Here is a 20147-nt window from a genome sequence, read left to right as displayed (position 1 = left end):
CACGATCGTTCGTTCCACACAACACCTATTCACGTTGAGTTCATAGCGACGACTATGTCAACGTACACGTATCACGATGATTCACATCCGCCGCCCGAAGACCGAAAGACCATGCTCTTCTGTCCTGACTGTGGCCACGAGAGTCCGATTACCGGCGACTGGAACACCAGGACGACCGGGGACGAGCGATTACTCGTCTGTACCGTCTGTGGGTCGGTCGTCGATCGCCGATCGCGACGCCGGTCCGAAGTCGTTGAACTGGTATAGACTGGGATACCGAATCCCAGTCCGTCGAAACATGTCTCTCAAGACCAACTGGCTATCACCCGATACTCGTACTCTCGTGAGTCCCCCACCCCTCGTTCAGAGTGAAAACGCGTCTCGAGAGCCGTCTCTCACAGACATCGTCGTTGCAAGAGTCTCATCTCACGAGAAGGACGCGAGATCGACCTCGCGTTCCCCTGCCGACGGGCTGTTTTCGCGAAGGTGATCGTACGTCGGCACTCCCTCGAGAGAAGAATCCCGGCGAACGGCCTTGACGATGTGTTTTGGATCAGTGACGAGGCGATGCAGGAGGTAACTCCCCTGTGAACGACCGCCGCCGGTCTTTTCGGACTCGATGACACCGAGAAACGCCTGTTCCTTGAGTTGACGGTAGAGCCCGTTCTCGGTAATCGGGTCGTTGGCGACCAGTTCACAGATACTCACGTAGCGCTTGTACACTTCTCGGGTCTTGTACGTCTCTCGATCCCCCGTAATGATGCGACTCGCGAGCGCGTACAGGGCGAGTTTCGCGTGTACAGTTGCACCGCTGGTGAGTTCCTCGATTCGGTTGATTTCGGCAACCTCCTGTGCTTCCTGAATGTAGTTCTCCGAGACAGTCTCGCTCCCGGTACGGCGGGCGAGTTCGCCGGCTTCCTTGAGGATTTCGATCGCCTTCCGCGCGTCGCCGTGTTTCTTCGCGGCGAGAGCGGCACAGAGTTCAATCGTGCCGTCCTCCAAAATGTCGGGTTGGAAGGCATCCTGACGGTTGCGCATGATCTCACGAAGCTGCGAGGCATCATAGGGATGAAAGAAGAGTTCGCGATGCCCGAAGCTGCTATCGATGCGTTCGTCGAGCGTCTCCCGATACTGAACCTTGTTACTGATTCCGATGACACCGATGTACGCATCCGTCTTCTGTGCCTCGCGAGCGCGCGAGAGCTGCATCAGAATATTACTGTTGTCTAATTTGTCGATTTCGTCTAAGATGACGACGACCGCATCGAAGCAGTCCTCGAGAATCCCCCAGATGTGCTGATAGTATTCCATCGTTCCGACGCCTCGAAGCGGAATGTTCTGTTGATAGCCGGTCTGGTCTTTCAAATTGAGCGCCAACTGGCGCGTCGCACGGGTCTCAGTGTTCGCTTCGGAGCAATCGACGTAGAGGACGGCACAGTCGATACCGTTTCTTTGGGCAGCGTCCTGAGCACGAGTGGCAACGTGCCGAGAAATGAGGCTCTTTCCGGTCCCGGTTTTCCCGTAGATCATCACGTTGTTCGGTGGATCGCCTCGGGTAATCGCACCGACTTCGGCCGCGACGGACTGGATCTCGTCGTCACGGCCGACGATCCGGTCCTCGTTGGGAACGTGACCGACGTGGAGGAGTTCCTTTCGATTGAAGATGGGGTCATGAGATTCGAAAAGCGGGTCCCCACCGGTCTGTTCAGCCATGGTTCCATCCTGGAAGACAGTCAATATAAAGCTATTGAAGGTAGTTCAGACTGATAATTACTGAATAGAGCAGTGAGAGGCGCGGTATTGGGCGGGTATTCGATTGACAATCACCGACCGGATGCAGACTGAACTCTATCCGACGAAATGACTTCTCCCTATTCAGACTGAATTTGGGTATAAGTTACGTTCGTGACAACTCGACGAATAGCGGTGTCGATTCCTGTAAAACAGTTACTTTGCTGTCCGGACCCGTTCATTCGTCGACTGGTGAGGGGATACTACCTCTAAACTGGCGAGTGAGGGAATACCACCTCTAACAGTCACTAACGATCAATACACCACGATTGTACGACAGCTGTGCGATCACTCGATCAAAAACGACGATTCACCGACTTCCATGGTGACGGGCACCAGGTAGACGGATCTTTTCAGTGGTAGGCCAATGATTCAACTCGAGGTCGTTCGAGTCAATTGGCACCCGGTCTTCGTCCGGACTGTGTTTCACTCTGAACAGGGGGTGTGGGCCCTGCAACTTCTCCTCTACTTTCCGTTGAGCCGAGGTGAGAGGACCATCCACCATTCAAAGTGAAATGGTGTCGTCTGCTATAGTAACTACTGGAAGTCACTGTAGCCCGATTAGATGACAGCTGTACGATCGGCGGATAAATCGGTTCAGCTATTATTAGAGAGGGTTCCTGTTTCACTCTGCACAGGGGGTGGGACCGATCCGCGTATTTCGAACACGTGACTGGCACTCCTGGCCGAGATCCTCATAGGGTATCACCTACTGGGTTCTCATCTGCTCTTTCACTCTGAATAAGGGGGGTCAGTCACCGAGACAAATCAGACACTCGGTAATGGTCGACAGTATCGGACTCGCACGACCAGTCACGGCTCGCCGCCACACCGACGACTTTGATCCTGGAAGGTCGAAGCATGGGTATGGTTCGCAGAAGCGTCCTGTTTACTCCCGGCGACCGTCCCGAGATGCTTCGAAAAGCACCCAGCGCCGGCGCGGATGTGATCGTCTTCGACCTCGAGGACGCCGTCGCCCCCCAGCGCAAGGCCGAGGCCCGCGAGGCGGTTCGAGACGTGCTATCGGAGCCCAGCTTCGATCCCGCCTGCGAGGTCTGCGTTCGAGTCAACGCGGTCGACGCCGCCACGGGATCGTCCGCCGCGGACGACCTCGATGTCCTGCTCGGGGAGGGAGCGGAGGGGACCCTCGAGAGCGTCATGCTCCCGAAAGCCGGCTCGGCCGACGACATTCGCGCGCTCGCCGACGAACTCGACAAATACGACGCGTCCCTGCCGATCCTTCCGGTGCTCGAGAGCGCCGGCGGAATCCTCGCTGCGCTGGAAATCGCGGCCGTGCCCGCGACCGACGCGCTCGTATTCGGCGCGGAGGACCTCGCGGCGGATATCGGCGCGACCCGGTCCGCGGAGGGTCTCGAGGTGCTCTACGCGCGAGAACGCGTCGTGCTCGCAGCGGCGGCACACGACTGCACGGCGATCGACACCCTTGTCACCGATTTCGAGGACGAGGCGGCCCTGCGAGAGGACGCGACGTTCTCAATTCAATTGGGGTACGACGGGAAACTGGCGATCCATCCCGATCAGGTCGCGGTGATCAACGAGGCGTTCACACCCTCAGCGGAGGAACGCGAGTGGGCAGAGCGCGTCTTCGCGGCCAAACGCGATGCCGACGCCGAGGGCCGGGGTGTCTTCGCAGTTGACGGCGAGATGATCGATGCACCACTTATCGCTCGGGCCGAGCGGATCCGTTCGCGTGCCGCGGCCGCGGACGAGTGGCACTGAGGCGTCACTGAGCCTGAATTGAGGTCATCTTTTCCCAGTATATAATTATCCCAATACACCTTATATTGTGTCTTATGGACTATGAGGTGCATTCGTTACGTTTATTTTTGTTTCCTTGGAAGTGGTACTCAATGTCCGATGAGACGAACCCGTTCGAAAGCCTGCAAACACAGATCGACGACGCCGCGGCGTATCTCGACGTCGGCGACGACGTGATCGAGCGGCTCAAATACCCCGAACGTGTCCTCGAGGCAAACCTCACGATCGAACGCGACGACGGCGAACTCGAGCGGTTCACGGCCTTCCGATCGCAGTTCAACGGCGACCGCGGCCCGTACAAGGGCGGCATCCGATACCACCCGCAGGTCTCCCGCGACGAGGTCAAGGCGCTCTCGGGCTGGATGACCTACAAGACCGCGATCGTCGACATTCCCCTCGGCGGCGGCAAGGGCGGGATCATCATCGACCCCGACGACTATTCCGAAGCGGAACTCGAGCGGCTCACCCGGTCGTTCGCGAAAGAGCTCCGCCCCCTGATCGGCGAGGACCGCGACGTCCCCGCGCCCGACGTGAACACGGGCCAGCGGGAGATGAACTGGATCAAAGACACCTACGAGACCCTCGAGAACACGACCGAGCCGGGCGTTATCACGGGCAAGGCGCTCGACTCCGGCGGCAGCGAGGGCCGCGTTGAGGCGACCGGCCGCTCGACCGTCCTCGCCGCACGCGAGGCCTTCGACTACCTCGACAAGGATCTCGAGGGCGCGACCGTCGCCGTGCAGGGCTACGGGAACGCCGGCTGGATTGCCGCGAAACTGATCGACGAGATGGGCGCGACCGTCGTCGCCGCCAGCGACTCATCGGGCGGTATCTACAACGCCGACGGCTTCGACCCGGTCGCCGCGAAAGACTACAAGAACGAGACCGGCAGCATCGTCGGCTACGAGGAAAGCGAGCAGAAGCTCACGAACGAGGACGTGCTCACGCTCGACGTCGACCTGCTGATTCCGGCCGCGCTCGAGAACGCCATCGACGCCGACCTCGCCAAGGACGTCACGGCGGACGTCATTTCGGAGGCCGCGAACGGACCGCTGACCCCGAAAGCCGACGAGGTCCTCGAGGAGAAGGACGTCTTCGTTATCCCGGACATCCTCGCGAACGCCGGCGGCGTCACCGTCTCCTACTTCGAGTGGGTGCAGAACCGCCAGCGCTTCTACTGGTCGGAAGAGCGTGTCAACGAGGAACTCGAGACGGTCATCGTCGACGCGTTCGATGCCCTCGTCGACACCTACGAGGAACACAACCTCGAGAACCCCCGGACCGCGGCGTACGTCGTCGCAATCCAGCGCGTCGCCGACGCCTTCTCGGAAGCCGGTAGCTGGCCCTGAATCGAGTCTGACGGCCGTTTGCGCGGCTCGAGCAGTGGTTTCGGCGGGCGTTTTGCCGTCCATTCTGTCGACTGTCTCTTTCCGTGAGGTCTGCTGAAATTGTCCGGTAAATTAGGCTCAGTGACCTCCAGTCGTCTGTATTCGTTCCAAGCGTAACTGAGAAGTCAATTCCATATTGACAGACGGTCGTTGTTCCAATAAACACTTACCACCTGAAACACCATATGATAGGAAATGGATCCACAACTGAATCGACGACGCGTCATCACGGGCCTCGGGGTCGCCGGCCTCGCGAGCCTATCGGGCTGTCTGGGATTGCTTGGAATGGCCGAACACGAGTCCTCGCCCGCGGGGGTCGAGGCCGCCGCCCGCGAGGAGACCGGCTACGAACAGACCGAGATCGAGGAACTCCCCATCGAGCGCGACGTCGGTCCCACGAACGAGACCGTCACGGTCCTCAACCACATGACTAAACACGAAAAACAGGTCGGGATCATGGGACTCGGCGAGCGGCGCGCCGCCATCTACAACGTGTTGACGACTCCGCAGGTCAGCATCTTCGGACGAGAACTCAACCCCGTCGGGGAAATGTCGACCCCGGAACTCGTCGACCTCGTCAGGAGCAACTACGACGGAATCAACGATATCTCCCACGAGGAAGACAGCGAGATCACGATCCTCGACCAGACGACGACCCAGTCGCGGTTCACTGCCGATGCAACGTTCGACGGGCAGGAACTCGAGGTCGACGTTTACATCACCGAGGCCGTCGAGGCCGACGACGACCTGCTCGTGACCATCGGCGTCTACCCTCACCACCTGCAGAGCCAGGAGAGGTCGAACATCACGACGCTCACCGAATCGGTGACCACCGAGGTCGATCCGGACGACTCGACCGGCGGTTCCGGGGATGGCGGGGACGATAGCGACAACGAAAGCGACGACGGCAGCGGCACGAACGAAAGCGGCGACGGAAGCGGTGACAACGAAAGTGACGACGGCATCCTCGGGTAACGTTGTCTCGAGCAAGGGCTTCTAGACGGCCTCGAAACGGTCGACCGGCCGGTACCCGCGGTGCGTGCGACTGTGGGACCGTCAGAGTCCGAGTTCCCGACCGATCACCAGGTGCTGGATCTCGCTGGTTCCCTCGCCGATCTCCATGAGTTTCGCGTCGCGGTAGAACCGCTGGGGGGCGAAGTCGGTGGTGTAGCCGTAGCCGCCCAGTACTTGCACGGCGTCCTCGGCGACCTCGCGAGCGGCCTCGCTGGCGTCGAGTTTCGCGAGGGCCGATTCCTTCGTTACCGGATCGCCCTGATCGTATTTCCGGGCGGCCAGGCGAGTGAGCAGCCGCGCTCGTTCCGTCTTGCGGTACATGTCGACGATCGTGTCTCGAATCGCGTCGAACTCGCAGATCGGCTGGCCGAACTGCTCGCGCTCCTTGCTGTAGGCCTTCGCGTGTTCGTAGGCTCCCTGTGCGAGCCCCGTCGAGAGCGCGGCGATCGAGATGCGGCCGCCGTCGAGGGTCTTCTTGGTCTGTTCCCAGCCGTCGCCTTCCTCGCCGAGCAGGCGGTCCTCGGGGAGGCGAACGTCCTCGAGTCGGATCTCGCAGGTCGGCGAGGCGTTGAGGCCCATCTTCTCCCAGACGGTCGTCACCTCGAACCCGTCGTCCTCGCGGGGATCGACGATGAACGTCGAGATGCCGTCGTAGCCGGCATCGGGATCCGTGACCGCCTTGACGAGGATCGAGCCAGCCTCCGAGGCGTTCGTGATGAACTGTTTCGTGCCGTTGAGGACCCACTCGTCGCCCTCCTTTTCCGCGGTCGTCTCCATATCTGACGCATCCGAACCGCTGTCGGGTTCGGTCAGCGCCCAGCCGCCGAGGTACTCGCCCTCGGAGAGCGGGCGCAGCCAGCGCTCTTTCTGGGCGCTCGTGCCGAACAGTTCGATGGGTTTCGAGGCCAGAGACGTGTGAGCGACGTAGGAGAGCCCGATCGCGCCGGAGACGCGGCCGAGTTCCTCGGCGACGATCGCGTACATGAGCGTATCGCCGCCGAGACCGCCGTAGGACTCGGTGATTGGCACGCCCATCATGTCGAGGTCGGCGAGCTGGTCGAAGACCTCGTCGGGGAACCGGTGTTCGTCCTCGATCTCCTGAGCGATCGGCTCGATTTCGGTCTCGCAGAAGTCCCTGACGGTCTCCCGGATCATCCGGTGTTCGTCGGGTAGCTCGACGGGCATACGCAATACTTGCCTGGCCGAGGAATAAAGACACCGACGAGTCGCCCGGCGCGATCCGTCGAATCGAGCGTTACCAGCCGCCGCGGTCGTCGCGGTCGTCGCGATCGTCGTCCGACTCGCTCGAGTCAGTGGTATCCCGGAAGTCGGTGTCGTCTCGGGAGTCGGTGTCGTCCCGCGTGTCAGTATCGTCTCGCGAGCCTGTATCGTCCCACCCGTCGTCTTGGGACTCGTCGCGACCCCACTGATCGGACTCGTCGTCCCATCCGCGGTCGTCCCCATCAGGGCCGTCGTCATCGGAGTCCCAGCCACCGCCCGTTCCGCCGGTGCGGTCCGAGCCGCCATCACGGACCGCTGCTCGCTGCTCGGGGATCAGATCAAGTTCCGGATCCGTGTCCCCGAGGACCAACAGCGCGTAGTATCGCAGATACGTGACGACCGGCACCTGAATCAGGGCGCTGAACAGGACGAACAGCAGGACGAGTACCGGGACGAACAGGAGGAGGAGCAGGTTCAGGAACGGGACGAGCAGGAGGATGAAGAAGAGAATCAGGAACGGAATCAACAGCACGAGGAGGAGCAGCATCGTCGCGAAGCCGATGACTAGCTGGAGCACCCAGACGAGCAGGAGGTAGACGACGTACTCCGTCCAGTGACTGGTCAGCGTCGGCCAGATCCGTTTCCAGGCGGCGACGACGCCGAGATCCCGCTCGAGCATCGTCGGCGCGACGAAGACGGTGGTCAACCGATCGACGACGGCGAAGCCGATGCCGACCGGGATCGCAAACAAGATGAACAGGCCGATCAACTCCCACGCGATACCCGACAGAACGATCGCGATCAGGGGGATGCCGAGGAGCACCAGCGCGAGCAACCCGAGCGCGACGCGGAATCCGAAGAGGTGGGCACCGCGACCGACGTTGCGCGACGTGTAGCGACGAACGTGAACCTCGCCCGAGCGCAACGTCTCGAGCAGCGTGAACTCGAGCAGCGAACTCACGAAGAGGAATCCGAGCCCGATGACGAGGAAGAACAGTGCGATCGCAATCAGTATCGGCAGCCACTCGGCGAAATCGACGGCCGTCCCCGGATCAGTTCCCGTGTCGGGTGGCGTTTCACTGCCGATCCCGCCGCCGCCACCGGAGAACGACTGGCCCCCGAATCCGGTGCCGCCGACGAAGAAGACGATGAGCGCCAGCTTGAGCCACGTTCCGGGACGGACCGGCGTCAGAAACTCCCTCGTGACATCTATCGCGTCGCTTAGATCGTCTATCGCGAACATTACGCTCGAGTAGGAGGTCTCCGGTGATAGTAGTATTGTTCCGTCAACAGGAGACGGGCGCGTCCGCTTGCGGCTCGAGCCGACTCGTCGCCTCCGTAACAGTTCGGGACGCATTTAACGCGGACGCCCGTGACTGAAACGTATGGACATCCGCCGGCTCGCACGAGGGACCATCGAGTGGGGCCGCATCGAGCGCGTCGTCCGGACGCTGGCGGACCGCTACGACCGCGAGTGCGTCCGGGTGGAGTTCCTCGAGGCCGACAACTGGCTCTCGACGCCGTGTGTCATCGACGAGGAATGGTTCGTCAAGATCGTCTCTCGGCAGAACGCCCTCGTTCACGCGGTACTGACGACCGGCCGGAACGTCGGCGCGTTCTCCTCGGGAACCGAGGGCTTTTTCGATCGGTTCGATACGCCCCGCGAGATGGTCGAACACGAGTACGCGGCGACCGAGCGAATGCACGAGATCGGCGTCAACGCCCCCCAGCCGATCGATGCCTTCGAGGTCAACGGACTCGGCGTGCTCGTCCTCGAGTATCTCCCCGAGTTCGAGTCGCTCGATGACATTCCGGACGACGTCGTTGCCGAGCGAGCTCCCGAACTGTTCGCGATGCTCGCCACGCTCCACGAGCACGGGCTCGCCCACGGCGACCTGCGGGCCGAGAACATCCTGCGCTGTGAGGGCGAGTTCTACTTTATCGACGCGACCAGCGTCCACGAGGACCGCGTCGACGAGACGACCGCGTACGATCTCGCCTGCGCGCTGGCCGTCCTCGAGCCCCGCATCGGGCCGCGGAATGCCGTCGACGCGGCCGCGACGGCCTACGGCCCGGCGAAACTGCTCTCGGCGCGGGAGTTCCTCGATTTCGTCCGCCTCCGTCCGGACCACGAGTTCGACTCGACGACGCTCCGGAGCGAACTCGAGAAGGCGGCCGATCTGGGCGGGCAGTGACAACGGGCGGTCTGAGCGAGCAGTAACTACGGCAGATCTGAGCGAGCAGTAACTGCGATCGATTTGAGAGGGTAGTGATCCCGACTCGAGGACGGCCAGACCTCCATCACCGACCCACAGGACACTGCAGGCACCACGAGTTTTCGCGAGGTGGCACTACGCCGACGCATGTGCGCAACGTTCACCGACGACGACGTCGGCAAGCGGGTCGAAACCGCGAGCGGCGACCTGCTGGGAACCGTTCGGATGACCGAGGCGGAGACGGCCTACGTCGATGCGAACGAGGGAGCGACGAGCACGATTCAGGCGATCCTCGAGTGGGAGACCGACGAGGAGATCGTCCCGATGGACGAGAGCGCCGTGGCCGAGGTCACCGAGACCGCGATCCGGCTCGAGGACGAGCGTTCGTCTCCGGCGGAACCGGCCGGGGAGGGCACTGATCCCGTCATCGAGCGTGACGAAGGTACTGATGCACGCGACGATAGCGACGAGCAGCGGACGCTGGGTCCCCAGCCGGGTGCGCCCGACGAGCCGGCCGAAAGCGAGGAGGGTCGGAGTGGACAGGGCACCGGCCCATCGACCGAGGAGATGACGGAGGCCGGCGGGGAGCGGCATCCGGATACCGAGGAGGCCCCGCCGGAGGGGGACCGGACCGTCACGAAAGACCGCGGTGAAGAGGAAGATCGATAACGTACTTGAAAGGAAACGAACGCGTTCTGCTATCGTGGCAACAGGGAATCGCCACGCCCTCCCCAGCCGATTTCTCCGCACGGGTGCTCCGAACCGCGCACCGTTCGGATGGTTCGCGGGACCTCCGGTCCCGCGCTAACGTTCGCGCAATGTCATTGACCGTCCTCACTCTCGTTCGGCCTGCTCACGGATCGCTTTGCTCTCCGTTCGCTTTCGAGGCGCTCCCTCGGGTCGCGCCTCGCCAACAGCGCGCGCCACTGCACGCCGGTTGATCGATCCGAAGTGATATCGAGTCACTCCACCGACTGCAGCTGGCTGTCTCGAAAAACGGAATTCGCAGGCTATCGATCGCTCCTTGAGCGGTTCACCGAGCGAAAAACAGCGTGTCGGATTCAGGCGCGGGCTCGCGCTTGATCGGGTGTGTCAGCCTTGTTGTTGGCGTACGCGTTGTAGGCCGAGAGGGCGGCGACGAGCAGGCCGGTGATCGCAGTCCCGGTCGCGAGCGTGTTGCTCCCCATCTCGATGAACGAGGGCGAGATGAGGGCCCACAGCCCGAGCAAGACCGCCAGCGATGCGACGCCGACGCTCGCCAATCGATCCCTCGAGAGACGGACGAAGTTGTAACCTGCGGTGAGGAAAATCGCCGTCCCGACGAGGGTATCGTTCCAGATCGCCTCGTTCGTCGCCTCGAAGATGAACGGCGAGGCGACGAGGTAGAGGCCGAGCAGTGCGACGAGGGCGCTCAGCCACTGCATTGCGTCCGTGTTCAGAGAATTGTAGTCGGTCCGGGTATCGCGGCCGGTTTCGGTGTTCGGTGTGTCACTCATCGGTTCTCACTCCCGGTAGTTGCCATTCGAGCAAAACGTCCCTGCCTGCACCTGTCGGGAAATTCGCCGACTTGAATTTCCGCGTTATTGGCCAGTTCAGGGTTGCGTGTAGACTAATCAGCTCTCTTCGTCAGCTATCGACCGGCAGAGACGAGAGGGCCGAACACCGAGTCGCCGGTCGGTGTTCATGCGTCTCCCACAGGCGGACTCGAGTGAACGAACAGCGATGTTTCATGTTTCGGAGAGCAAATACCCTCGTCCCGTCTCGATATGTGAATCACCATCAGGATTTTCACCGTGCCCGCCGTTCTCTCTCGTATGAGCCAGCAACTCACCGAACGGGGACACGGCCACTACATCGGCGGCGAGTGGACCGACGGGAACGGCGCGGAACGGGGTCCCGCGAGCGATCGGACAGAGCCCGACGACGGACGGACGTTCGAGAGTGAGAACCCCGCGACCGGGGAGCCGCTGGCGACCTTTCAGCGCGGGATGGCGGCCGACGTCGACGCCGCCCTCGAGGCCGCCGAATCAGCCGCCGAGGAGTGGCGCTCCCTGTCGTATATCGACCGCGCGGAATACCTCTGGGAGATCTACCACGAACTGCGGGATCGCCACGAGGAACTCGGCGAAATCGTCTCGAAGGAGTGCGGCAAGGAACTCTCGGAGGGAAAAGCCGACGTGACCGAGGCCTGGCACATGGTCGAGTGGGCGGCGGGCAATGCACGCCACCCGCACGGCGACGTGGTTCCGAGCGAGATCGGCAGCAAAGACGCCTACATGCGCCGGAAGCCGCGCGGCGTCGTCGGCTGCATCACGCCGTGGAACTTCCCGGTCGCGATCCCGTTCTGGCACATGGCCATCGCCCTGGTCGAGGGCAACACCGTCGTCTGGAAGCCCGCCGAGCAAACCCCGTGGTGCGGGCAGATCATCGCCGAAATGTTCGAGGACGCGGGAATCCCGGACGGCGTCTTCAACATGGTTCAGGGCTTCGGCGACGCCGGTGCGGCGATCACGGACGACGAGCGCGTCGACACCGTCCTCTTCACCGGCTCCGCGGAGGTCGGCCACGAAATCGGCAACAAAGTCGGCGGCGAACCCGGCAAGCTCGCGGCCTGCGAGATGGGCGGCAAGAACGGGATCGTCATCACCGAGGAGGCGGACCTCGACATCGCCGTCCACGCCGCGATCATGTCGAGTTTCAAGACCACCGGCCAGCGCTGCGTCTCGAGCGAGCGCCTGATCGTCCACGAGAACGTCTACGACGAGTTCAAAGAGCGGTTCGTCGACATCGCCGAGGACATCTCCGTCGGCGACCCGCTCGCGGAAGACACGTTCATGGGGCCGGCGATCGAGGCCGACCACGTCGAGAAGATCCGCCGGCACAACGACCTCGCCCGCGAGGAGGGTGCGACTGTGCTGGTCGATCGGTTCGAACTTGAGGAGAGCGAGATTCCAGACGGGCACGAGGGCGGGGCGGCCACTGCCGCCGATGGTGAGCGTAGCGCTAGCTACGCGAACGGTCACTGGGTCGGTCCCTTCGTCTACGAAATCGAATACGAGTCCGACCTGCGCTGTCTGAACGAGGAGTGTTTCGGCCCCCACGTCGCCCTCATCGAGTACTCGGGCGACATCGAGGACGCCGTCGAGATCCACAACGATACCCCCTACGGACTGGCGGGAGCGATCATCTCGGAGGACTACCGACAGCTCAACTACTTCCGCGACCGCGCCGAAATCGGGCTCGCGTACGCGAACCTCCCGTGTATCGGCGCGGAGGTCCAGCTTCCCTTCGGCGGCGTCAAGAAATCCGGCAACGGGTATCCCAGCGCTCGAGAGGCCATCGAAGCCGTCACCGAGCGCACCGCGTGGACGATGAACAACTCCAGAGAGATCGAGATGGCCCAGGGGCTATCGGCCGCTATCAAGACCTCCGAGGACTGACGGCGCTCGTTGCGCCTGAGCAGAACGAAACGAATCCCTCCGCTCTGCCGTCTCGAAATAGAACTATTCCGTGTCAGTCCCTGTCCGTCTCAAGAAACAATTGCCTTTCATTTTCTACCTGCGAACGAATCGCTTATCCGGGGATTCGTAGAAGGAACGGATACATGAAGGCAGTCGTTCTCGCGGCGGGTCAAGGGACGCGAATGCGACCGTTGTCAGAATCGGTTCCGAAGCCCATGCTACCGGTCGCCGATCGACCGCTCGCGGCCCATACCGTCGACGCGGCAGTCGACGCTGGAGCCGACGAAATCGTCCTCGTCATCGGCTACGAGGGCGAAACGGTTCGGAACTACTTCGGTACCGAGTACCGGGGCATCCCCGTTTCCTACGCGGTTCAGGAAGAACAGGCGGGGACCGCCGACGCGGTCAACGCCGCTCGAGCCCACATAGATGGCCCCTTCGCCGTCCTCAACGGCGACAACCTCTACGATCAGGCGGCGATCGATCAGTTGTTCGACGCGTGTCCGGCCGTCTGCGCGATCGAAGTCGACGACCCGAGCAACTACGGGGTTCTCAGCACTGCTGCGGACGACCCCGACCTGGTAACGGAGATCGTCGAAAAGCCCGCCGACCCGCCGACGAATCTCGCCAACGCCGGGGCCTACGCGTTCCCCGCCGAAGCCCGCGAGTGGCTCGAGGTGCCCGCGAGCGAGCGCGGCGAGCACGAGATCACCGACGTCGTCGCGCGAGTGATCGACGAGTACAACGTCACGCCCGTCAGCCTCGAGCGGTGGCTCGACGTCGGCCGGCCCTGGGAACTCCTCGAGGCCAACGAGTGGAAACTCGGCGAACTCGAGGGGCGAATCGACGGCGACGTGAGCGAGGACGCACGGCTCGAGGGATCGGTCGTCGTCGAGGCGGGTGCGACGATCGAACCCGGCGTCGTGATCGAGGGGCCGGCGCTGATCCGCGAGGGCGCGGAGGTCGGGCCGAACGCGTACGTGCGAGGGGCGACGCTCATCGAAACCGATGCCGAAGTGGGACACGCCGTCGAAATCAAAAACAGCGTCGTCTCGCGTGGTACGTCCGTCAGTCACCTCTCGTATATCGGCGACAGCGTCCTCGGCCGGAACGTCAATATCGGCGCGGGGACGAACGTGGCGAATCTCCGCCACGATGACGCTGATATCTGGTTTACGGTAAAGGGAGAGCGCGTCTCCACGGGCCGCCGAAAGTTCGGTGTCGTCGCCGGCGACGAGGTCAAGACCGGCATCAACACGAGTCTCACGCCCGGACTGAAACTCGAGGCCGGCGCGACCACTATGTCGGGCGAAACCGTCGAGCGGGATCGGTAACGCTCGGTCGGGATCGGAACGGTTCCTCGAGTCCTCCTTTTGGAGTCTATTGTGACGAGTGGTTTTCGGAAGCAGTTGTTCGAGCAACAGTACTTATGCCTCTCCGTTAGACGATAGCACACATGTCGACGTCCACGGTTCGCGGAACGATCAGGGGGATGGGCCAACGAGCGAATCCGGCCTTTGCAGCGGCCGTCGTGGTGGTGCCGCTGGTCGCGCTGGGGTACGCGGTGACGATTGCAACGGTCCAGCAACACACCTACGTGCACGTGATGGCGGGGATCGTCTGGACGGGAATCGATATCTTTCTCGGGGCCGTTCTCGGGCCGGTTATCGGCGGTCTCGACGACGAACAGAGTTCGGCCGTGTTCCAGCGACTCACCCCGAAGACGGCGTTTCTCCTCCCGTCGCTGGCTTTCGTCACGATCGCCGGCGGCATCACGCTGGCCCAGCGGATCGGCATGTTTCCGCACGCGGAGCCGTGGCTGGCGCTGTTTACCGCAGTGAATCTGATCCCGATTTTGCTCCTCCTCGGATGGCGGCTGAACGCGTGGACCGACCGCCGCTGGCAGGTTCCCTTCGCCGTTGCGACGATCGGCTCGCTGGCCTGGGTCGCGCTCACGATCGGCGAGTTCGCGATGACCGAACCCTCGATCGCCGTCGCACTCGGTCTCGTCACGATCCTCTCGGTGCAGGGCTTCGGCTTCCTGCTCCCCGGCGAACTTCGGATGTACAGAGAGATGCGCTCGGCCACCCCCGATCCGTCGGTTATCTCCGCGATCGGCCAGCAGAACGCGATGCTCGGCAGCGTCCAGGGCTTCTTCCAGCTCCTCCTGATCCTCGATATGGTCTATCTCCGTTACGGTGGTTTCCCGTTCTGACTCGAGGATGTCAGGGCCATTTGTATAGTTCACAACTGCTCAACACTGGGGAAGAACGTATCACTCGAGACTGGTCACCCGGCGTGCGGTGGCGCGCGCTGGGCCGCGGTGAATGCAAATGAACCGCGGCTCGAAGCCGTGCGAGGGATGAGCGAACGCTAGTGAGCGAATCGGTTGGGGAGGGTGTGGCTACTCCGTGTTGCCACGATAGCAGGACGCCTCCTCTCACTTGACTCCGCCCGAATACACCGTTCCATTCACACTACTCGATTGAACAGGTATCCCAACATACTCAGACGAGCGTCTCTCGAGCGAACGAACGCGGAAATGAGGCGAAAGGTGGGACGAGGCGGAGAGGTGGATGCGGACGTGGTCGCTCGGTTCCCGGGAAACCGAGCGTGCGACGGGCCGGAGCGACGCGCTATGCCGGAGTAGACGTGAAAAGCGCCTGTGCCGGCATTGCTACCAAAGGCATGGGAAAGTAAAAAGTCAGCGATTGGGACCTGACGGTGATTGCGATCCCGCAGTTGTCACAGCTGGCGGTCCGGTAGCGGTCACAGCCGGCGATCCCGCAGAGCTGGGAACTCCTCGCGGACCTCGGCGACCGTTCCGGGATCGATTTCGGTCGTGACCAGCGCGGGCTCGTCGCCGCTCGAGGCCAGCGAGACGCCCCACGGATCGTAGACGCTCGAGCGGCCCAACAGCGTGGCGTCGTCGAACTCGCCGGCCCCGTTGATCGTCGCGACGTAGGCCTGATTCTCGATCGCGCGGGCCCGCGAGAGGGTCTTCCAGTGTTCGATACGCGGGTAGGGCCACGCGCTCGGGACGAGGATCAGTTCGACGCCGTCGTCGACCAGTCGCCGGTAGAGTTCCGGGAACCGCAGGTCGTAACAGGTCGTCACGCCGACGGTGACGTCACCGATCGTCGCCGTCTCGAGGCGGTCGCCGGGGACGAGCAGTTGCGACTCCGCGGACTCGTAACCGAACAGGTGGTGTTTCCGGTAGACGAGTTGCAGTTCGCCGTCGGCATCGAACAGCGCGGCGGTGTTCGCCAGTCCCTCGTCGGCGGGCGTGTCGACGGTCTCCGTCGCCGCCAGATCCTCGACGATGCTCCCCGCGAGGACGGCGATGCCGTGGTCGGCCGCCGCCTCACGGAGCCGAGTAAACGTCTCGCCCGCGAACGGTTCGGCGGTGCGAGCGTAGAGGTCGAACGCGAAGTAGCCAACGGTGAACAGTTCCGGCAGAGCGACGATATCCGCACCGCGATCGGCGGCCCGGGACACCGCCTCGAGCGCTCGGTCGACGTTCGCGTCGACCTCACCGGCCTCGACGTGAATCTGTGCGAGTGCGAGCCTGAGCGAGTCGCCGGACTCGGCGTCCGCAACGGCGGCGTTCGCGTCAGCAGTCATCGTTCCACTGTGGCCGCCCCACCACCGTTACTGTGTCGGCTGCGTTACCGTGTCGACCGCATCACTGTGACAGCTACACTACCGAGTCGTCTGCAGGTCCCGCTCGAGCGCGCGCTGGAGGTTCTCGAGTTCCGAATCGAGGTTTCGCTTGAAGAACCGCTCGACGCCCGGAAGCTTGCCGTCGACGACGAAGCTGTTCTCGAGGCGAGCACCGGCGTCGGTCTCGATAATCTCGTGTTCGCCGGTCACGTCCATCACTTTCGATTCGCCGACGAACTTGACGTACTCCGGCGGTCGTCGCGTAACGTCTTCGGTGTTGACGGCAATGGTTTTCCGAACGAGCGGGATCGGGAGCGAAACCTGCCAAGTCGCGCGCCGACCAGCCGGATCGTCGATCGAGTAGGATTCGACGACGCTGATCGCCTGGGCCCGGTTCGCCGGATCGACGATAAACTCCCACACTCGCTCCGGCGACGCATCCACCTCGAACGATCGGTCGATCCGTACAGTCATGCCCGTACCTGTGCGATTGTTGGATAAAAAGACCGTGGACCGGCAGGCGGACCCGTCGCTACGATCGTGGCGATTCGCAGCGAAATCGGGCTAAATTGGGTGAGTCGAGCTATGGGACGCCGACGCCGATTAACTGATCGTGACTCGCCAGGTCGTCGACCGGGCGCGGCCCCATTTCTCGATGTCGACGTCGTCCGTTTTCTCCGCGAGGTGTGGCAGTCGAGCGCCGACCTGTTTCGACGAGAGTCCGATCGCGTCCGCGATGTTTTTCGCTCGGAAGTACTGCTCGCCGCGGGCAGCGCTCTCGCGGAGGTACGAGACAATTCGCCGCTCTTCGTCGGAGTAGTCGGTCATCGTCCGTACACCACACTAGGTGTTCGTTGGTCTTAACCTTTAACGGCCGGGACGTGCGGGTTCGGTACCGAGCGCCGTTCGATGGGCCGTCTCGAGCCGGTGGTTCATCGCATCGATCCGTCGCTGCGCCTCGTCAGTTGAAAAGGTGAATGCCGGTGACCGCGAGTGAGCTAAAGAGAACGGCCGCAGCGAAGCCCCACGCCGCCGTCACGTCCGGTGCGCCAACGAGCATGACGAGTGCGCCGATCACTGCGAGTGCGCCCAGTGCGAGCGCCAATCCGACGCCCTTGTCCGTCGACCTGGTTTCCGTAGCCATGCTCGGGCGTTGTGTGTGGGGTGTCTTAACTTCTCTCTTTCGTGACCGAATCATACCCGTCGACGACGGTCCGACCGCCGGCCGGTCACTTGATCGTCGTGTGTTCGGACTCCTCGTTGAGCGCGAGGTTCGCCGCGATTTCGGCGTTTCGCATCGCGTACTGAGCAGTCTGTTGAAGGCTGACGAGCACTTCGCGGATGCGCAGCAGGTCTTCGTTGTCCATCTCCGGTAGCTCCGCGAGGATCTCCTGCTCGAGGTCGGAGATTTCGTGGAACAGTGCCCGGACCTCGTTGGACTTGTTGTAATCGCGCTCGACGGCGGCCTCGACGGCTCTGGACGTAATATCGTCGACCAGCTCGTTCAGCTCCCGGATGTCGCGCATCACGGAGCTGTCGACGTTGAGCGTGTGGCCCTGGGTTTCGATGACGATCTCGGCGATGTCCTCGCCGTTGTCGGCGGTCAACTCGAGGTTCTTCGCGATCGAGCGGTAGCCGATCAACGGGAAGCCGGTGTTGAGGCCGACCGCTCGCGCGAGGTTGGGGTTCTGGTAGGCCGTAAAGATCAGTCGCAGGAGGAGGACGAAGATCTTGTTCGCCTGCCGTTCTCGGTTCAGGGCGCGCTGAGCCAGATCGGGGTTGCCGTGGGCCAGCGCTTTGATCCCCTCGCCGCGCATCGTCTGACCGGTTCGCTCGAGGCGCTCGAGCAAGTTATCGAGCGTGAAGTCCTCGGGATCGACCGAGCAGCGGATCGAGATGCTCTCGGGGGTCTCTTCGATGACGCCCAGCCCCATCAACTGGGTCTCGGCCTGATAGACCGCGTTGATATGATCGGACTCGAGTGCGCCTTCCTCGCGTTCGATGCGGATGATGCGCCGTCCGAGGACGTACTGTGCGACGATCGCGCGCTCGACGGCGTCGGCGTCGAGATCGTCGGTGTGGATGATCGCTTCCGTCTCTTCCGAGCTCGCGGACTCGGACATCACGGTCAGGGTGCCCTTACCGCTGGTTCGGAGCGATACTTCGTCGCCCTTTTCGACGTCGTGTTCGGACGCCCACTCCGCGGGGAGGGTCATGGCGAGCGTCGACGGACCGAGTCGTTGCACTTTCCGCGTTTCCATGTGCCACCATAGTATCGACTCGACCTTAATCTTGACTATATGGTCATTATATTGAGGGCGATCGTTATATGGTTGAGGTTACGTGCCGATACACTATCGCCCTTATATAATTCGAACGGCCTGCCCGAGACGTCAGGCGACGGGGACCATTCGCGTCGTAAACCGGCCCGTCCGCACCTGCAGCCAGCCCCGGAGCTGTTCGTCGATCTCCTCGTCGTCGGTATCGACGTGCAAGGTGTCGATCCCGTCCAACTTCTCGTCGGTGGCGACGACCTCGATCTCGTCCGCCTGACGGATCACCGCCGGCGAAATCTGGTGGTTCCCCCGACCGAAGACGAATCCCTGTCCGCCGATCGGTGAGACGACGATCGTGACCGGGTCCGCGAGCACCGCCAGGATATCCGACTCCGCGCCGTCGCGGACGAGTACCTCGCCGCGCTGGTCGCTCCGAGTCGCGTCGTCGTTCACTGCACCGTTCCCTCCCGTTTCGTCCGTCTCGGGAGGAGCGCGCCAGACGTCGACCCCCAGCGGCGAGGGGTCGATTCCCAATTCTGCTTCGATAGCACCGACGGTGCTGCCGGGCCCGAACACGTAGGTCCGTCCCGGCTCGACTTCGCGGGCGAATCCCGCGGCCAGCGAGTCGACGCTGCCGCTCGAGACCTGTTTGCCCGACTGCAGATCAGGCGCGACGGGGACCGGGACGATCGCCCGGAGTTCTGATCGCACCTCCCCCTCGCGGTAGGCGGCCTCGTCGATGTCGTTAACCTCGCGGGACTCGACGCGGTCGAACTCGGCGGCGATCCGGCCGGCGTCGGCCGGGGTGACGCCGAAGACCGACGAGTAGATCTTGACTCCGGCCGGAACGCCGAGCATCGGCGTCTCTCCGTCCGCCTCCTTGAGCACCTGAGCGACGTCGACCGCGGTGCCGTCGCCGCCGACGAACAGAACCAGGTCGACACCATGCTCGAGCAGTGCGCGGACGGCCGCCCGGGTATCGGCTGCCGTCGTCTCGGCGGCTCCGGGATCGCCGGGTCTCGCGGGATCGCTCGAGCCGTCGGCCGTCGCGGGATCGTAGACGACCGTCGGTTCGTAGCCGGCGTCCCGGACCGCTCGTTCGCCCAGCACGCCGGCGGCGGTGTACACGGTGAGATCCGGTGCACGCCGGTGGAGCGATCGCAACGCTTCACGCGCCCGGTCCGGCGCTCGTGGCTCGGCACCACGCCGGCGCGCCTCCTCGACGTTCCCGTCGGTCCCCTTCAGCCCGACCCGTCCGCCCATCCCCGCGATCGGGTTGACGACGACGCCGATGGACTCCATGGCGTGCTATGCGGACGCCAGTGGGAAAGCCGTGTC

General features: G+C 62.9%; 19 protein-coding genes. 9 read left to right on the top strand and 10 right to left on the bottom strand.

Annotation, left to right across the window (positions count from 1 at the left end):
- Positions 1-54: 54 nt before the first annotated feature.
- The gene (locus HYG81_RS35540) at positions 55-267 is read left to right on the top strand and encodes a DUF8106 domain-containing protein (RefSeq protein ID WP_180840878.1); all 213 of its coding nucleotides are present in this window, start codon (positions 55-57) and stop codon (positions 265-267) included.
- Between the two features lie 159 nt (positions 268-426).
- On the opposite strand, the gene HYG81_RS35535 is transcribed toward HYG81_RS35540, so the two are convergent.
- Complete coding sequence (locus HYG81_RS35535) at positions 427-1713, bottom strand: Cdc6/Cdc18 family protein (protein ID WP_180840877.1); 1287 nt, start codon at positions 1711-1713, stop codon at positions 427-429.
- Positions 1714-2658: 945 nt separating this feature from the next.
- Here HYG81_RS35535 and HYG81_RS35530 point away from each other — a divergent pair.
- From HYG81_RS35530 to HYG81_RS35520, 3 genes are all read left to right on the top strand, one after another.
- Positions 2659-3531, top strand: coding sequence for an HpcH/HpaI aldolase/citrate lyase family protein (locus HYG81_RS35530; RefSeq protein ID WP_180840876.1), 873 nt, complete (start codon positions 2659-2661; stop codon positions 3529-3531).
- Between the two features lie 131 nt (positions 3532-3662).
- Positions 3663-4919, top strand: a complete 1257-nt coding sequence (locus tag HYG81_RS35525; protein WP_180840875.1) for a Glu/Leu/Phe/Val family dehydrogenase — start codon at positions 3663-3665, stop codon at positions 4917-4919.
- A gap of 246 nt (positions 4920-5165) precedes the next feature.
- The gene (locus HYG81_RS35520) at positions 5166-5933 is read left to right on the top strand and encodes a DUF6517 family protein (RefSeq protein WP_180843054.1); all 768 of its coding nucleotides are present in this window, start codon (positions 5166-5168) and stop codon (positions 5931-5933) included.
- An 81-nt stretch (positions 5934-6014) separates the two neighbouring features.
- On the opposite strand, the gene HYG81_RS35515 is transcribed toward HYG81_RS35520, so the two are convergent.
- Positions 6015-7157: an acyl-CoA dehydrogenase family protein gene (locus tag HYG81_RS35515; protein WP_180840874.1), complete on the bottom strand. Its 1143-nt coding sequence runs from the start codon at positions 7155-7157 to the stop codon at positions 6015-6017.
- 70 nt (positions 7158-7227) lie between these two features.
- Positions 7228-8436, bottom strand: coding sequence for a DUF7544 domain-containing protein (locus HYG81_RS35510; protein WP_180840873.1), 1209 nt, complete (start codon positions 8434-8436; stop codon positions 7228-7230).
- A gap of 142 nt (positions 8437-8578) precedes the next feature.
- Here HYG81_RS35510 and HYG81_RS35505 point away from each other — a divergent pair, with 142 nt between their 5' ends.
- Positions 8579-9388, top strand: coding sequence for an RIO1 family regulatory kinase/ATPase domain-containing protein (locus tag HYG81_RS35505; RefSeq protein ID WP_180840872.1), 810 nt, complete (start codon positions 8579-8581; stop codon positions 9386-9388).
- Positions 9389-9556: 168 nt separating this feature from the next.
- Positions 9557-10078, top strand: a complete 522-nt coding sequence (locus HYG81_RS35500) for a hypothetical protein (protein ID WP_180840871.1) — start codon at positions 9557-9559, stop codon at positions 10076-10078.
- Between the two features lie 392 nt (positions 10079-10470).
- Here HYG81_RS35500 and HYG81_RS35495 read toward each other — a convergent pair whose 3' ends face one another.
- Positions 10471-10905 carry an SPW repeat domain-containing protein gene (locus tag HYG81_RS35495; RefSeq protein ID WP_180840870.1) on the bottom strand — a complete coding sequence of 145 codons (435 nt, stop codon included), beginning with the start codon at positions 10903-10905 and terminating at the stop codon, positions 10471-10473.
- A gap of 318 nt (positions 10906-11223) precedes the next feature.
- On the opposite strand from HYG81_RS35495, the gene HYG81_RS35490 reads away from it, so the two are divergent.
- The 3 genes from HYG81_RS35490 (at position 11224) to HYG81_RS35480 (ending at position 15085) form a co-directional block, all read left to right on the top strand.
- Positions 11224-12849 (top strand): aldehyde dehydrogenase family protein, encoded by a 1626-nt coding sequence (locus HYG81_RS35490; RefSeq protein WP_180840869.1) that lies wholly within the window; start codon positions 11224-11226, stop codon positions 12847-12849.
- Between the two features lie 164 nt (positions 12850-13013).
- On the top strand, positions 13014-14204 hold the full coding sequence (gene glmU, locus HYG81_RS35485) for a bifunctional sugar-1-phosphate nucleotidylyltransferase/acetyltransferase (protein WP_180840868.1): 1191 nt from the start codon (positions 13014-13016) through the stop codon (positions 14202-14204).
- 158 nt (positions 14205-14362) lie between these two features.
- The gene (locus HYG81_RS35480) at positions 14363-15085 is read left to right on the top strand and encodes a hypothetical protein (RefSeq protein ID WP_180843053.1); all 723 of its coding nucleotides are present in this window, start codon (positions 14363-14365) and stop codon (positions 15083-15085) included.
- Positions 15086-15639: 554 nt separating this feature from the next.
- On the opposite strand, the gene HYG81_RS35475 is transcribed toward HYG81_RS35480, so the two are convergent.
- The 6 genes from HYG81_RS35475 to HYG81_RS35450 form a co-directional block, all read right to left on the bottom strand.
- Positions 15640-16494, bottom strand: a complete 855-nt coding sequence (locus tag HYG81_RS35475; RefSeq protein ID WP_180840867.1) for a carbon-nitrogen family hydrolase — start codon at positions 16492-16494, stop codon at positions 15640-15642.
- A 78-nt stretch (positions 16495-16572) separates the two neighbouring features.
- On the bottom strand, positions 16573-17007 hold the full coding sequence (locus HYG81_RS35470; RefSeq protein WP_180840866.1) for an SRPBCC family protein: 435 nt from the start codon (positions 17005-17007) through the stop codon (positions 16573-16575).
- A gap of 129 nt (positions 17008-17136) precedes the next feature.
- Complete coding sequence (locus tag HYG81_RS35465; protein WP_098724144.1) at positions 17137-17361, bottom strand: DUF7123 family protein; 225 nt, start codon at positions 17359-17361, stop codon at positions 17137-17139.
- A 133-nt stretch (positions 17362-17494) separates the two neighbouring features.
- Positions 17495-17677: a DUF7525 family protein gene (locus HYG81_RS35460; protein ID WP_180840865.1), complete on the bottom strand. Its 183-nt coding sequence runs from the start codon at positions 17675-17677 to the stop codon at positions 17495-17497.
- An 85-nt stretch (positions 17678-17762) separates the two neighbouring features.
- Positions 17763-18794: a phosphate signaling complex PhoU family protein gene (locus tag HYG81_RS35455; protein ID WP_180840864.1), complete on the bottom strand. Its 1032-nt coding sequence runs from the start codon at positions 18792-18794 to the stop codon at positions 17763-17765.
- Positions 18795-18926: 132 nt separating this feature from the next.
- On the bottom strand, positions 18927-20111 hold the full coding sequence (locus tag HYG81_RS35450; protein ID WP_180840863.1) for an ATP-NAD kinase family protein: 1185 nt from the start codon (positions 20109-20111) through the stop codon (positions 18927-18929).
- Between the last annotated feature and the right edge of the window lie 36 nt (positions 20112-20147).

The sequence above is a fragment of the Natrinema zhouii genome, assembly GCF_013456555.2.
Lineage (GTDB): Archaea > Halobacteriota > Halobacteria > Halobacteriales > Natrialbaceae > Natrinema > Natrinema zhouii.
The sequence above is the reverse complement of the archived record's forward strand: the minus strand, read 5'-3'. Positions and strand labels throughout refer to the sequence as shown.

Coding starts and splice junctions, on each gene's coding strand:
- HYG81_RS35540 (WP_180840878.1), top strand. CDS start 55: ATGTCAACGTACACGTATCACGATGATTCACATCCGCCGCCCGAAGAC.
- HYG81_RS35535 (WP_180840877.1), bottom strand. CDS start 1,713: ATGGCTGAACAGACCGGTGGGGACCCGCTTTTCGAATCTCATGACCCC.
- HYG81_RS35530 (WP_180840876.1), top strand. CDS start 2,659: ATGGTTCGCAGAAGCGTCCTGTTTACTCCCGGCGACCGTCCCGAGATG.
- HYG81_RS35525 (WP_180840875.1), top strand. CDS start 3,663: ATGTCCGATGAGACGAACCCGTTCGAAAGCCTGCAAACACAGATCGAC.
- HYG81_RS35515 (WP_180840874.1), bottom strand. CDS start 7,157: ATGCCCGTCGAGCTACCCGACGAACACCGGATGATCCGGGAGACCGTC.
- HYG81_RS35510 (WP_180840873.1), bottom strand. CDS start 8,436: ATGTTCGCGATAGACGATCTAAGCGACGCGATAGATGTCACGAGGGAG.
- HYG81_RS35505 (WP_180840872.1), top strand. CDS start 8,579: ATGGACATCCGCCGGCTCGCACGAGGGACCATCGAGTGGGGCCGCATC.
- HYG81_RS35500 (WP_180840871.1), top strand. CDS start 9,557: ATGTGCGCAACGTTCACCGACGACGACGTCGGCAAGCGGGTCGAAACC.
- HYG81_RS35495 (WP_180840870.1), bottom strand. CDS start 10,905: ATGAGTGACACACCGAACACCGAAACCGGCCGCGATACCCGGACCGAC.
- HYG81_RS35490 (WP_180840869.1), top strand. CDS start 11,224: ATGAGCCAGCAACTCACCGAACGGGGACACGGCCACTACATCGGCGGC.
- glmU (WP_180840868.1), top strand. CDS start 13,014: ATGAAGGCAGTCGTTCTCGCGGCGGGTCAAGGGACGCGAATGCGACCG.
- HYG81_RS35480 (WP_180843053.1), top strand. CDS start 14,363: ATGGGCCAACGAGCGAATCCGGCCTTTGCAGCGGCCGTCGTGGTGGTG.
- HYG81_RS35475 (WP_180840867.1), bottom strand. CDS start 16,494: ATGACTGCTGACGCGAACGCCGCCGTTGCGGACGCCGAGTCCGGCGAC.
- HYG81_RS35470 (WP_180840866.1), bottom strand. CDS start 17,007: ATGACTGTACGGATCGACCGATCGTTCGAGGTGGATGCGTCGCCGGAG.
- HYG81_RS35465 (WP_098724144.1), bottom strand. CDS start 17,361: ATGACCGACTACTCCGACGAAGAGCGGCGAATTGTCTCGTACCTCCGC.
- HYG81_RS35460 (WP_180840865.1), bottom strand. CDS start 17,677: ATGGCTACGGAAACCAGGTCGACGGACAAGGGCGTCGGATTGGCGCTC.
- HYG81_RS35455 (WP_180840864.1), bottom strand. CDS start 18,794: ATGGAAACGCGGAAAGTGCAACGACTCGGTCCGTCGACGCTCGCCATG.
- HYG81_RS35450 (WP_180840863.1), bottom strand. CDS start 20,111: ATGGAGTCCATCGGCGTCGTCGTCAACCCGATCGCGGGGATGGGCGGA.